12 protein-coding genes are annotated in these 14,427 nt (G+C 32.9%); 4 read left to right on the forward strand and 8 right to left on the reverse strand.

All coding sequences use genetic code 11. The features are described from left to right. Positions 1-37: 37 nt before the first annotated feature. Entirely contained in the window at positions 38-2,674 is a 2,637-nt protein-coding gene (gene alaS, locus V7P59_RS11040) for an alanine--tRNA ligase (protein ID WP_333810214.1), read from the forward strand. Positions 2,675-2,813: 139 nt separating this feature from the next. Then, on the forward strand, positions 2,814-3,191 hold the full coding sequence (locus tag V7P59_RS11045) for a GxxExxY protein (protein WP_333810215.1): 378 nt from the start codon (positions 2,814-2,816) through the stop codon (positions 3,189-3,191). A gap of 29 nt (positions 3,192-3,220) precedes the next feature. Here V7P59_RS11045 and V7P59_RS11050 read toward each other — a convergent pair whose 3' ends face one another. Then, positions 3,221-3,592: a RidA family protein gene (locus tag V7P59_RS11050; RefSeq protein ID WP_333810216.1), complete on the reverse strand. Its 372-nt coding sequence runs from the start codon at positions 3,590-3,592 to the stop codon at positions 3,221-3,223. Between the two features lie 81 nt (positions 3,593-3,673). Here V7P59_RS11050 and V7P59_RS11055 point away from each other — a divergent pair, with 81 nt between their 5' ends. After that, positions 3,674-4,624, forward strand: a complete 951-nt coding sequence (locus V7P59_RS11055; protein ID WP_333810217.1) for a GSCFA domain-containing protein — start codon at positions 3,674-3,676, stop codon at positions 4,622-4,624. Between the two features lie 193 nt (positions 4,625-4,817). On the opposite strand, the gene V7P59_RS11060 is transcribed toward V7P59_RS11055, so the two are convergent. Continuing rightward, positions 4,818-6,740, reverse strand: a complete 1,923-nt coding sequence (locus V7P59_RS11060; protein WP_333810218.1) for an ABC-F family ATP-binding cassette domain-containing protein — start codon at positions 6,738-6,740, stop codon at positions 4,818-4,820. Positions 6,741-6,884: 144 nt separating this feature from the next. Here V7P59_RS11060 and V7P59_RS11065 point away from each other — a divergent pair, with 144 nt between their 5' ends. Further along, a complete protein-coding gene (locus V7P59_RS11065) occupies positions 6,885-7,301 on the forward strand; it encodes a DUF983 domain-containing protein (protein WP_333810219.1) in 417 nt (138 codons plus the stop codon). A gap of 18 nt (positions 7,302-7,319) precedes the next feature. Here V7P59_RS11065 and V7P59_RS11070 read toward each other — a convergent pair whose 3' ends face one another. The 6 genes from V7P59_RS11070 to V7P59_RS11095 all read right to left on the reverse strand — a co-directional run bounded on the left by V7P59_RS11070 (position 7,320) and on the right by V7P59_RS11095 (position 14,425). Continuing rightward, complete coding sequence (locus V7P59_RS11070; protein ID WP_333810220.1) at positions 7,320-8,372, reverse strand: NAD(P)/FAD-dependent oxidoreductase; 1,053 nt, start codon at positions 8,370-8,372, stop codon at positions 7,320-7,322. A gap of 65 nt (positions 8,373-8,437) precedes the next feature. Then, on the reverse strand, positions 8,438-9,418 hold the full coding sequence (gene porN / locus V7P59_RS11075) for a type IX secretion system ring protein PorN/GldN (protein ID WP_333810221.1): 981 nt from the start codon (positions 9,416-9,418) through the stop codon (positions 8,438-8,440). Positions 9,419-9,467: 49 nt separating this feature from the next. Continuing rightward, a complete protein-coding gene (porM, locus tag V7P59_RS11080) occupies positions 9,468-11,021 on the reverse strand; it encodes a type IX secretion system motor protein PorM/GldM (RefSeq protein WP_333810222.1) in 1,554 nt (517 codons plus the stop codon). 49 nt (positions 11,022-11,070) lie between these two features. Next, a complete protein-coding gene (porL, locus tag V7P59_RS11085) occupies positions 11,071-11,703 on the reverse strand; it encodes a type IX secretion system motor protein PorL/GldL (RefSeq protein WP_333810223.1) in 633 nt (210 codons plus the stop codon). A gap of 53 nt (positions 11,704-11,756) precedes the next feature. Further along, a complete protein-coding gene (porK, locus tag V7P59_RS11090; protein ID WP_333810224.1) occupies positions 11,757-13,121 on the reverse strand; it encodes a type IX secretion system lipoprotein PorK/GldK in 1,365 nt (454 codons plus the stop codon). Positions 13,122-13,276: 155 nt separating this feature from the next. Then, positions 13,277-14,425, reverse strand: a complete 1,149-nt coding sequence (locus V7P59_RS11095) for a formimidoylglutamase (RefSeq protein WP_333810225.1) — start codon at positions 14,423-14,425, stop codon at positions 13,277-13,279. Between the last annotated feature and the right edge of the window lie 2 nt (positions 14,426-14,427).

Raw genomic sequence — 14,427 nt, forward strand, 5'->3', positions numbered from 1 at the left:
GCAATAAACAAATAAAAACAGATCTAAATTATTGATAATGAAATCGCAAGACATTCGTAAAGCATATTTGAATTTTTTTGAATCAAAAGGACATTTAATTGTTCCTTCTGCGCCAATCGTTTTAAAAGATGACCCAACTTTGATGTTCAACAACTCGGGAATGGCCCAATTCAAAGAATATTTCTTAGGCAATGGAACGCCAAAAAGTCCAAGAATTGCCGATACGCAAAAATGTCTTCGTGTTTCAGGAAAACACAATGATTTAGAAGATGTAGGTTTTGATACTTATCATCATACGATGTTTGAAATGCTTGGAAACTGGTCTTTTGGCGATTATTTCAAGAAAGAAGCATTAGCTTGGGCTTGGGAATTTCTTACAGAAGTTTTAAAGCTAGACAAAGACCGTTTGTATGTTTCTGTTTTTGAAGGAAATCCTGCAGAGAATGTTCCGTTTGACCAAGAAGCTTTTGATATTTGGAAACAATACGTTTCTGAAGACCGAATCATTTTAGGAAATAAAAAAGATAACTTCTGGGAAATGGGCGATCAAGGTCCGTGTGGTCCATGTTCAGAAATTCATATCGATTTACGTTCAAATGAAGAAAGAGCTAAAGTTTCAGGAAGAGATTTAGTAAATGCTGATCATCCGCAAGTAGTGGAAATTTGGAACAACGTATTTATGGAATTCAACCGTAAAGCCGATGGTTCGTTAGAAAAATTGCCAGCGCAACATGTTGATACCGGAATGGGATTTGAGCGTTTGTGTATGGCAATGCAAAATGTAACTTCAAATTACGATACGGATGTTTTTACACCGCTTATCGCAAAAGTAGAGGAAATTACAGGATTAAAATATACTTCAAACGAAGTTAAAAATATATCAGAAGAACAAAACAAAACCAATATTGCGATTCGTGTAATTGTAGACCACGTTCGTGCAGTTGCTTTCGCTATTGCAGACGGACAATTACCTTCAAACACAGGAGCAGGTTATGTTATTCGTAGAATTTTACGTCGTGCGATTCGTTACGGATTTACATTTTTAGGAACGAAAGAGCCTTTCATTAATAAATTAGTGGAAGTTTTAGCTAATCAAATGGGTGAATTTTTCCCAGAGATTAAATCGCAACAACAATTGGTTACCAATGTAATTCGCGAAGAAGAAGCGTCTTTCTTACGAACTTTAGAGCAAGGATTACAATTACTAGATAAAGTAGTAGCTGAAACGTCAGGAAAAGAGGTTTCAGGAGAAAAAGTATTCGAATTGTACGATACTTTTGGTTTCCCGAAAGATTTAACGGCTTTAATTTTAAAAGAAAAAGGCTATTCATTTAACGAAACTGAATTCGAAACCGAATTACAAAAACAAAAAGCGCGTTCTCGTGCAGCTTCGGAAGTTACGACTGACGATTGGAAAGTTTTAATTGATGGAAATGTAGAAACGTTCGTTGGTTATGACCAAACGGAAAACAACGTTAAAATCACTAGAATTCGTAAAGTAGATTCTAAAAAAGATGGTGTTTTATACCAAATTGTTTTAGATGCTACTCCGTTCTATCCAGAAGGTGGTGGACAAGTTGGTGACAAAGGAACGTTAGTTTCTGCTAACGAAACGATTGAAATTATTGATACGAAAAAAGAAAACAACTTAATATTACATTTTGCCAAACAACTTCCAGAAAATGTGGAAGCTGGATTTGTTGCCAAAGTAAATACTGATTTGAGAACTTCGACTTCTAAAAATCACTCGGCTACGCATTTGATGCATTTGGCTTTAAGAACGATTTTAGGAACGCATGTAGAGCAAAAAGGTTCATTGGTAAACCCAAATTACTTACGTTTCGACTTTTCGCATTTTTCTAAAGTTTCGGATGAAGAATTGCGTCAAGTAGAAGCTTTTGTAAATGCTAGAATTGAAGAACAATTACAATTGGTAGAACACCGAAATATTCCAATCCAACAAGCGATGGCGGAAGGTGCTATGGCATTATTTGGTGAAAAATATGGCGATACAGTTCGTATGATTGAATTTGGCGATAGCAAAGAATTATGTGGTGGAATTCACGTGAAAAACACGGCTGATATTTGGCATTTCAAAATTGTTTCAGAAGGCGCTGTAGCGGCTGGAATTCGTCGTATTGAGGCGATTACTGGTGATGCTGTGAAGGATTTCTACAAAAACCAAGAAAATACGTTAGCAGAAATCAAAGAAGTATTGAAAAATCCGCAAGATGTTTTAAAATCAGTGGCTTCATTACAAGATGACAATGCGAAATTGAAAAAACAATTAGAGCAATTAGTAAAAGAAAAAATTGAAGGATTAAAAAATACATTGGTTGCTGATTTCCAAGAAATCAATGGAATTCAATTTTTAGCCAAACAAGTAGATTTATCCATGAGTTCGACTAAAGATTTAGCACAAGCTATCGGAACTTCTAAACCAAATGCGTTTGTGTTTTTAGCTTCGATAGAAGATAATGCTCCAAATATTCACTGCTACATTTCAAAAGAATTAGTTGCTGAAAAGGGATTAAACGCTGGAAATGTCATCAGAGAATTAGGAAAACTAATCGACGGTAATGGTGGTGGACAACCTTTCTTCGCTTCAGGAAAAGGGAAGAATGGTGGTGGAATTAAAGAGGCATTGGAGAAAGTGGTTGAGTATTTGAAATAGCACGCAAAGACGCAGAGTCGCAAAGTAAGAGTTAAGTAACTATAAAAATTTTGCGACTCTGCGAATTTTTGAAAAAAAAATACTATTCATTTTAAAACTTTGCGACTCTGCGACTTTGCGAGAAATTAATCAAGTAGTTATGTCTGAAAACGAAATATCTAAAATCATAGTCGATATCAGTTATAAAATCCATACTGAACTTGGTCCAGGTTTGTTAGAATCTGTTTATGAAACTATTTTGGATTATGAATTAACTTCTAGAGGACTAAAAGTTGAAAGACAAAAATCATTACCCGTGATTTGGAATGAAACTAAGATGGATATTGGTTTTCGAGCAGATTTAATAGTTGAAAATAAAGTTATAATTGAAGTAAAATCAGTTGAGCAAATTGCTTTAGTTCATCCAAAACAAGTGCTAACCTATTTAAAAATTACAGGATTAAAATTAGGTTTATTAATTAATTTCAACGAACCATTAATCAAAACAGGAATTACCAGAATAGTAAATAACTTATAATCTTTGCGACTCTGCGTCTTTGCGAGAAATTATTCTACCACTGCAATCGCTTCAATCTCAATCAACCACTCCTTTCTTCCTAAACTTTCTACACCCACTAAAGTGCTTGCTGGATAATTTTCAGTTCCAAGAAATTCTTTTCTGACTTTTCTAAAAACAGGTAAATCGATTTCTGAATTAAAATTTACGATGTATGTATTCATTTTTACTACATCTTTAAAAGTAGCATTGCAATTTTTAAGTTGTTTTTCTAAATTTTGAAAAGTAGTAATGGTTTGGGCTTCTAAATCAGCACCCTCACCAATTTGTCCTGAAATGTAAAGTGTTTTGAAATTTCCAGTTTTTACTACAACCGTTTGAGTAAAACCTTCGTTAGGTTCCATGTATTCTTTTTCATTCATTTGAGTTACATTAAATCTTGAGTAAAAATACTCGTTTTTTGCAAAAAGTAGTTTAAATTTGAAGTCTAAACCTAACTGATTTTGCAATTCACAACCAAAATACCTATCCAGAAAAGCAGTTTCCCAATCGATTACGATTCGAAGATTATGCTCTTGGGTTCATGTTTTGCGGAGAATATGGGTGAAAAGTTTGCGTATTTTAAGTTTCAAACCACTACAAATCCCTTTGGAATTATTTTTAATGCGGTTTCTTTAGAAAAATTAATCCGTCGTACTGTTGAAAATAGAACGTTTACTGAAAATGATATTTTCTATCACAACGATTTGTGGCATTGCTATGAAGTACATTCCGAATTGTCAATCCCAGATAAAGAAGAATTTCTGAGTAATTTGAATTCGATTTTGGAATCGACAAATAAGCAGATTAGCTCATTAACACATTGCATTATTACTTTGGGAACTTCATGGGTTTATCGAAATAATGAAACCAATGAAATTGTAGCCAATTGTCATAAAGTGCCACAAAAAAACTTTACAAAAGAATTACTTTCATTAAGTCAAACAGAAGAAAGTTTAAAAAGTATTGTTTCTTTAGTTCATTCGGTGAATCCAAATTGCAATTTTATTTTTACGGTTTCACCTGTTCGACATATTAAAGATGGATTTGTAGAAAACACGTTGAGTAAAGCGCATTTGGTTGCTGCAATTCACAAAACAATCACCCATCACCCATCACCCATCACATATTTCCCTGCCTACGAAATTATGATGGACGAATTGCGTGATTATCGCTTCTATGCAGAAGACATGCTTCATCCAAATCAAACGGCTATTGATTACATTTGGATTCAATTTTTTGAGAATTATATTTCTGAATCGGTTTTTGGATTGATGAATGAAATTTGTTCTATTCAAAAAGGATTACAACATCGTCCTTTTAACCCAAATACCGAAAGCCATTTGAAGTTTTTAGAGCATTTGAATTTAAAGATTGAGCAAATTAAAGAAAAACTACCGCAAATTTCTTTTTGATTTAACCACTAATCCCGAACCTTTGGAACGCAAGGAAAGCACAAAGCACACAAAAATTAAAACTATTTTCTAAAAATTATATTCAATTCTTTTTCTACAGATTATGAAGATTAAAAGAATTACTCATAAAATCTTTAAATCTGTGGCTATAAAAAATAAGAATGTTGCGGACAGTTGGAAAAAAGCTCAAAAATTAACTATTCAATTCCTCAATTTCTAATTGAACCATTTCCCAATCTTCTAATAATTGTTCAAGTTCTTTTTTCTTCTTTTCGTATGCTGCAAAAAACGAAGCATCTTCAACATGTTTATCATAATTAGAAGTTAAAGCTTTATCATCGGCTTGGATTGCTTTTTCAAGTTGCTGAATTTGACTTTCAATTTTACTTAATTTATTTTGAAGTGATTTCGCTTTCTTTTGATCTTCATAGGAAATACTTTTTGCCGCTTTTATATTTTGGGTTTGTGGATTTACGACCACATCTTTCTTTTCAATTTCGCGCATATTCATGGCGTTTTTCTGTTCCAAGAAGAAGTTGATATCGCCCAAATATTCTCTGATTTTTTGATCTTTGAATTCGTACACAATATTTGACATTCCTTGCAAGAAATCACGATCGTGAGATACCAACAACAAAGTACCTTCAAATTGCTGTAAAGCGGCTTTTAAAACGTTTTTAGACTTGATATCTAAGTGATTTGTTGGCTCATCCATTACTAAGACATTAATGGGCTGTAAAAGCAATTTACAAAGCGCCAAACGATTTCGTTCACCTCCAGATAAAACTTTTACTTTTTTCTCTACTTCATCGCCACGGAATAAAAATGCTCCCAACATATCACGAACTTTTGAACGATTCGTATCGGTTGCGGCTTCTAACATCGTATCTAGCAATGTTTTTTCTCCATCTAAATATTCGGCTTGGTTTTGAGCGAAGTAACCTAATTGTACATTGTGACCGAGTTTGATGGTTCCTTCGTATTCAAATTCATTCACAATTGCTTTCATGAAAGTCGATTTCCCTTGACCATTTTGCCCAACGAAGGCAACTTTACTTCCACGCTCTACTAAAAGCGAAATGTCTTTTAAGATAATTTTATCGCCATATGCTTTAGTCACGTGTTCCGCTTCTACCACTACTCTACCAGGCGTTTGCGAAACTGGAAACGATATATTCATAACTGAATTATCGTCTTCATCAACTTCGATTCGCTCTACTTTATCTAACTTTTTTATCAACGATTGCGCCATCGATGCTTTAGAAGCTTTGGCACGGAATTTCTCAATTAACTTCTCTGTTTCTTCAATCTTTTTAGCTTGATTTTTTTGAGTTGCCAATTGTTTTTCACGAATTTCCTGACGCAATACTAAATATTCGGAATAAGGTTTATTAAAATCGTAAGCTTTTCCTAATGAAATTTCGATTGTTCGATTCGTAACATTATCTAAAAACATTTTATCGTGTGAAACGATTACCACAACTCCGGGAAAATTTCGTAAAAATCCTTCTAACCAAATGATACTTTCAATATCTAAGTGATTCGTTGGCTCATCTAAAAGCAAAATATCATTAGATTGCAATAAGAGTTTTGCCAGTTCTATACGCATTCTCCAACCTCCAGAAAATGTATCGGTTTGATTGTCAAAATCTTCTCTTTTGAATCCTAAACCTAATAAGATTTTTTCGGTATCACCAACGTAATTATAACCTCCAAGAACTTCGTAATGATGCGTAACATCGCTCAATTCTTCTATCAGATCAGAATATTCCTGACTTTCATAATCGGTTCGTGTTACTAACTGGTGATTGATTTCATCGATTCTGAATTCAGCACGTTTAATTTCTTCAAAAGCCATGTATGCTTCCTCTAAAACCGTTCTTCCTTTTACAAAATCAATATCCTGACGAAGAAATCCGATTTTCACTTCTTTTTCTGTTGCAATAGTTCCACTGTCAGGTTTAAAATCACCAGCCAACATTTTTAACATGGTTGATTTTCCTGCGCCATTTTTTCCAACAAGCCCGACTCTGTCTCCAGCACCTAGTCTAAAAGTTACTTCTTCAAAAAGATATGTTCCACCAAATGAAACCGATAAATTATGTATGTTTAGCATTTAAAAAGTTTATAAGTTTAACGAGTATAAGTTTAAAAGTTACATAATAATTAAACTCATTTTTCATTAAACAAATTGATTACTGTTACATTTGTTACACATAGAATAGTTAGTTATTGTACCTTTGTGTAAAATATTTTGCAAATGTTAAAAAAAGGATCGAAATTAAATAGTATTTTAACAGGAAGTTGTCCAACTTGCCATGAAGAAAGTATGTATTTGGACAAAAATCCGTATAATGTTATGAATGTTTACAAAATGCATGAAAAATGCAGTCATTGTGGAACTAAATATCAAATGGAACCTTCATTTTTTTATGGAGCTATGTATGTGAGTTATGCACTTGGAATCGCATTTGGTGTTGCCGCTTTTATTATTACATACTTCTTTGTGGGCGAAAAAAGTTTAATTACTAATTTTATTGTTATCATTGCTACCTTAATCGTGTTTATGCCAATAATCATGCGTTTATCGCGAAATATTTGGGTAAATATGTTCATGAGCTATGACAAGGATTGGAAAGACCATATTGATGACAAAAACAAACCTACCTTACGATAAATAAAAAACCGAAACAAACTAGTTTCGGTTTTTTTTATAACATCGTATGATATCAATTTCTTTATCTAAAGGAATATCATTTTCGATATGTTGAAACAATTGGTTAGCTAAAAAAGGTCCAAGCATAACACCACGAGTTCCTAAACCATTTAAAACATGCAATTGTTTGTGATTTGGATGTGTTCCCACTAATGGTCTGCGGTCTTTGACTGTTGGTCGAACACCACCAAAATGCTGTAAAATTTCAAAATCACAAGAAATGATTTCTCTTAACTTTTCGATTAATTCATGCTTACCTTCTTCTGTTGGGATATTTGTTTTGTCTTTCCAATCATAAGTTGCACCTACTTTATATAAATCATTTCCAATAGGTAGAATAAATACACTTGATTTAATAACAACATCTAAATTTAATTTTGGAGCTTTGATAATGAGCAATTCTCCTTTTGTTCCATCTAAAGGTAAATCATTAAAAAATGGATTGGCATGTAAACCAAAACCTTCTGCAAAAATAATGTGCTTAGCTTGAATTCCCTTATATGAAATATGAGTCTCAAAAAACTGTATTGCATTATAATCAAAAGTTTCCTGAGATAAAGCGTCGATACTTAAAAGGTATTCAGAATAAGACAAAATTAAAGTATTAATATCCAAATAACCGGTTTCATTTACCAAACCATAATGAAAAGATGATTCAATATTTTGATATTTTTTATGGACTAAATTAGGATTTAAAAAAGGAGCTAAATTAGGTTTATCAGCGGCTTGAAACCAATTATTTTGTTCTTCAATGGATGCCAATTTGCGTAAAATTGGGATTTTATAATCAAAAATAACTTGTAGTTTCTTTTCAATTTGATGATACAATGGAAAGGCAAAATCTAACTGCTCTTTAGCTTTCCAAACTTCGCTGAAACGTTTCAGCACTACTGGATTATATAATCCACCAGCAATTCTTGATGAAGGCTGTGAATTATTATCAAAAACTAAAATTGTTTTATTGTTTTGCAAGGCAATTTCAGAAAAAGAAATTCCCGCTAAACCATTACCAACGATTAAATAATCTATCATGATGTAAAATTAAAAAACTCTTACCAAATGGTAAGAGTTTTTTAAATGAAATTGGAGAAATACTATTAATAATTCCACATATCTTGTTCAAAGTCACGAATCTTTTCTTTTACACGATCCGATTCTAATAACTGCATTTGTGCATTTTCTTTCATGTAATCAGCGATTTTACGATCACCGTAAACATTCTCTTCTAAATAAATCATACCGCTGAAACGACGAGCATTTAACATATGATCAAAAGAAAAAGGCATTGCAGAGTTTCTATTGTTAAAAGCTTTAGCTTCATGAAGAATATCTCTTGCAGAAGGGAAATACACCCAGAATAATTCGATATAATCTTTTTCAACATTACCCATTGTATAAACATCTGGAACAACAGGGCAAATTCCAAGTAAACGATACTTTAACTCACCTTGTCTTTTGTCGAAATACCAATATCCTACAATCTTGTAAGCATTAACATCGTAAGCTTGAATTTCTGTTTTTCTGATAAACTCATCAGAGATTTTTTTAGTAGGTTCAATTACTTCTTCAATCTCTCTTCTATCTTTACCCTTCCCAACAATTTTTTTAACTACACGTTTTCTGTAAGCATCGATATCTTCATTCATTTGCTCACGTCCAGCATCAGTAGTATCAACCATAAATAAAGAAGCTTCAATATCTTTTAAAGTCTTCTTAGCGGTAAAATAACTAGAATCATAAACTTCTGTAATTTTACCTTCTTTGATACCGTTAATTAAAACGTTGTAAAGAGGTCTTCTATCTGGAGAAGACATAACATCACCTTCAACAGGGAAATATAAAGGAAAGTTAACTCTTTCATCAAGATCAATAAATTCCCAAATACGTTTACCCATTAAGATATCTCTATCATGAACATATCCGTATGGTAATGGTTTATCATTATCAGCATTTAATTCAGCCTCCGTTTTTTTACCTATTTGGTCAGGGGTTTTTGCATTTAATAAATTAGATTGCGCATAAGTAGCAAACGTACTTAAACTTAAAACTAAAATTGCAATATTATTTCTCCAATTCATTTTATTTGTATTTTATTTGGTTTATTAAATAAACTCAAATTTGTTTAATTTATTGTATTTCGTAAGTACAAGCAGAAACTTTTTTAGGTACTTGATCGATACCAACAAAAGTAGCTTTAATCTCATTGATAACAACTACATCTCCTTTAGAAGCTTTTGCAATTGCAGCTTTAGCACGAGAATCCATTCTGTTACCAGAAACAACAACTGTTGGTTGACCTGGAACTTTAACATTGAACTGAGTTACGTTAACATTTACTGGGAAGTCAAAATCTTCCATAACAGCTGTAACAGTACAAACTTCTAAGTTGTTCTTAGGTCCTTTGTTAGATTCAGAACCACCAACTTTACCAGTTGGAGCAGGTAAACCTTTAATTCTGAAAGCTTGTTTACTTGCGAATGATTTTCCATCAGGCATAGTAGCAGTTACATTGATAGTAACTTCACTTCCAGAACCAGCTTTCAAAATATATTGACCTGGTTTAGGACCAGCTGTCATACCTGGTGCACTAGCTTTAACTTTGTCAGAAGAGATACCAGGAACAGAAACAGAAATTGGGTTAGGAACACCACGATAAACTACGTTCATTTTATCTGCAGATACAATTGCTTGGTTCGGTTTAGGAACTACAACATATTGACCTTCAAACTCAATTGGCACAGGTTTACCATCTTCAGTAAATACGAACTGACCTTTAATATCTTTTTCACCTACAGCGCCACCTACAGTTTTGAAAACAGCTTGACCATTTTCAATTTTAGAAGAAGCACCATTAACTGTGAAAGATGTAGGAACAGTAGAATCATCATATTTTCCTAATACAACTCTACCTGTAACTTCTTCACCTTGGAATACCACATTTTTGTCGAAAACTACAATAGCTTTGTATTTTTTCATAGATATCGCAGACTCCATAGTGTTACCAATCAATAAATTATACAAGTCTTGCTCTGCTTTTTTAACATCATTTTGCATTGCAGATAATTTAGATACTGTTGCAATAGCAGGGAATCCTTTGTAGTGGTAATCTAAATATTTTTTCTTAACACCTTCACCATCAACAACGTCATTAGTATTGAATGTTTTCTCGAATTTTTCAAGAAAAACTTTATACTTAACGTCATTACCAAACAATGATTTTACACTGTTACGGAAAGCATCAATTTTACCAACGATTTCTTTACCTTTTGCTGAATAACCATCACCTTGAAACCATACTTCGTCAATTGTACTTTTGTCCATTGCTTCGTATGGAAGTTTACCTTTATTTACACCACTCTCCTCAATAGGAAAATCTTTAGTGATATCAGCTTTTACTGATTCGATATACTTAAAAAAGTCATCTGCTAAAGGTCTTACTTTTGATGCAATATCATAAGGTGCCTTAAATTGTGCTGGTGCATCTTCAGCTTTAGATTTTAATTGCTCAAAAAGAGCTGTATTTGCTTCTTTAGCATCCGCATTAACAACTTGGAATTTTTCATTCATTAATCCAAAAGCTGATAATACTTCTTTTGACATATTTAATGCCAACATCGCGATGAAAACCAAGTACATCAGGTTAATCATCTTCTGTCTAGGGGTTAATTTTCCTCCTGCCATTTCTCTTTAAATTAGTTTTTAATTAATAATTTTTTAATGATAAAACTAATTATCCTCTGTTACTCATAGCAGAAAGCATACCACCATAAACTGCATTTAAAGATGCAATATTAGAAGTCATTGATTGCATTTGCTCTTTTAATTTAGCAGCATTTTCAGCGATTTCTTGGTTAGCTTGTGCATTTCTATCAGCACTTTCTAATTGGATTTTGTATAAGTTATTTAAAGCTTCCATTTGAGCAGCTGCTGTAGACATTTCTTCAGCGTATTTCTTTTGTCCTGCCATAGCATCTACAGTAGGAGAAATTGATTTTGCTGCACCTTCAAAATTTTTGATGCTGTTACCTAAGCTTGCCATTAACTCTCCGTCAATTTTAGCTTCTTTTAACATAGCGTCTAATTTTTGAGATAATAATCCTTGAGCTTCTGCTGGATTCTCTTTTTTATCTTTTGGTTTAGCTTCTCCCCCAGCTAATTCAGGATAAACTAATGACCAGTCTAATTCTTTTTCAACAGGTTCAAAAGCTGATAAAGCGAAAATTGCAGCTTCTGTTAATAATCCTACAATAAGCATTGGTCCCGCTCCTGGCCAGTGCATTAATTTGAATAATGCTCCAACGATTACTACTGCTGCTCCCATTCCGTAAAGGAATCCCATTACTTTTTTGCTTAAAATTGCCATAATAAATAAAATTTAGTTAGTTAAGTTAATTATATAATAAAATTGGTTAAATACTATTTAGGTCTAGTTCCTGTTGCAGCCGTACCCATGTAATCTTGAACAGTTCTGAATCCAATGTAGCTTCTAGCAGAATCAGCATACTCATAATCACGAGTTGAAACTTGTAAGAAGTAAGCAACATCTTTCCAAGAACCACCACGCACTACTTTACGTTTGTTGTTCTTGTCTGCAACGTGAGGATTCATAGTTGAAACGAATTCATAAGCTTCTGCAAAATAAGAAGACTCTGTCCATTCTGAAACATTTCCTGCCATGTTGTATAAGTTGAAATCATTTGGCTCATAAGATTTAGCCTCAACTGTATATAAAGCACCATCTGCAGCATAGTCTCCACGATTTGGTTTGAAGTTAGCCATAAAACAACCTCTGTCATTTTTAGCATAAGGACCTCCCCAAGGATAAGTTCCTCCTTCAAGACCACCTCTTGCAGCATATTCCCATTCAGCCTCTGTTGGTAAACGGAATGAATTTACTTGATCTCTACCTTTTTTCTTTTTGATGTATGCATTTTTATACATAGTTCTCCAAGCGCAAAATGCTTTAGCTTGGTTCCATGAAACTCCAACTACAGGATACTCTCCATAAGCTTGGTGCCAAAAATAATCATTATGCATTGGCTCATTGTAAGAATAAGCGAAATCTTTAATCCAAACTGTTGTATCAGGATAGATTTCAATTGGTGGTGCATCTTCATAGAAGTTTTTACGTCCTTTTTTCTTAACAGCCTTGTTTAAGTCAACTTGATTATACTTGAATTTTAATTTAGAAGCATCAATAGTTTTTAAACCATTGTAAGATTCAGACTCAGGTAGGTACATTGAGTCCATAACTTCTACATAAAATTCATCTGGATATTTTTTTGGATCCTTGATAAGTTTTGCTTTTTTGTTTAATTTTCTTCCAGCATAAATATCATCATCAGTACCCACACTATAGTAGTTCTCATACATATATTTATCATAAGGAGTCATTTTTGCAGGATCTACATCTGCAAAAGCAAAATTTCCAATACCGTCACCAGCTTTTTTACCTTGCTCATCAGCTAATATAGCCAAACGAGTTCTGATTGTTGAATCTTTTACCCATTCAACAAACTGACGGTATTCGCTATTAGTAATTTCCGTTTCATCCATGTAGAACGAACGAACAGTAACAGTCTTAGTAGGTGCGTCTTGAATGTTAGCTAAATCATCATCGGCTTTACCCATAATAAAAGCTCCTCCAGGGATTAACGTCATTCCGTAAGGTTTCTCGGGATGCCATTTTCTCCCTTTAACTCCTACTAATTCTCCTTTATCGCCTTTACCACAACTGATAAACAATGACAAAATTGCTGAAAATGCAACAAACTTCTTCATATAAACTTGGGTTAAATGTAATTTCTATTTAAGGGCGTAAACCTATTCAATAATTTTGAAAAAAACAACATTTTTTTAAAAAACGTGTAAAATTTATTTGATTTTAGGATTACACCTGTATTAACATTGCTTTAACACTTTGAAAAATAGCTCTTTTAAACAATATTTCTCCTTTGGGCTTTCCACCACCTTTCGGGGATTTCCTGCTCGCAAGCTGCTAAATAATCTTCATGTGTGCAAGGTAATAACGTATTTCTTTTTAATTTATTATTAACATTTGTCAAAAATGGTATTTCTATCCACCATCTATCGGTTTTATTGCTTTTGTAAAAGATTAATTCTTCATCTTCTATCAATACAATGTACTTAATATAATGTTCTTTAGTTCCAAAAGGATATTCATTTGAACGAAAACAAAATCCTTCAATAAAATACCATAACATTTGAGCCGTTAAAACTACTTCATTACCATTTGGATTAAAATTAAAAATTCCAAATGAGGTTACTTTATCACTAATTCCAGCATATCGAGACAAAGCACAGATTTCTTTACCAGTAAATCCGTTTGGATTAAACGTATTAAAATTTCCAGAATAAGAAGACTGCACAGCATGCATATCAACACTTACCAAATCAGCATCTCTGAATACTGGCTCTGCAATTGTTATGTTATTTGAAACCTCTCCTAATCGATACGCTTCAAAATATAATTTTTCTATTAAATCAATCTCTTCTTGTGAATTAAAATAAGTTTGATAACCTAGATTACTGTAATTAAAAAGATTGTTAGGCTCTTCAATTATAATTTTTGATAAAAATGAATCTGCATCTGGTTTATTCTCTTTTGAAAAATCAAATTGATTATCCACTGAAACAATATTAACCATTTGATCTAAGCCATCATATGCTCTATAAACAGCATATGTTAAATCCTGTGTTCCACCTATAACTACAGGAAGAATTTTCTTTTTTATCAATTCTGATACTAAGTTTTTTACAACAAAATAAGTATCTTCTACTGTTGCTCCCGCTTCAATAGTTCCTAAATCAACAATTGAAGCATTCCAATTCCCAGGAAATAAACTATAAAATTGTCTTCTGAAGTTATCGAAAGAATACGCATCATTATTCTTTTCACTTCCTCTAAATTCATTAACCGCAAAAATAGCAATGGCAACATTATCTAAAACTGGGAAATCGGTTTGAGTATGAAATACAACTTTTTTTCCTAATGTTTGATTGGAAAGTTTAGTAATATATTCCTCAACCGAAATTGAAATAGGTTGTAAAAAATCGAAAACCATTT

The sequence above is a fragment of the Flavobacterium sp. genome (assembly GCF_036782315.1).
Taxonomy (GTDB): Bacteria; Bacteroidota; Bacteroidia; order Flavobacteriales; family Flavobacteriaceae; genus Flavobacterium.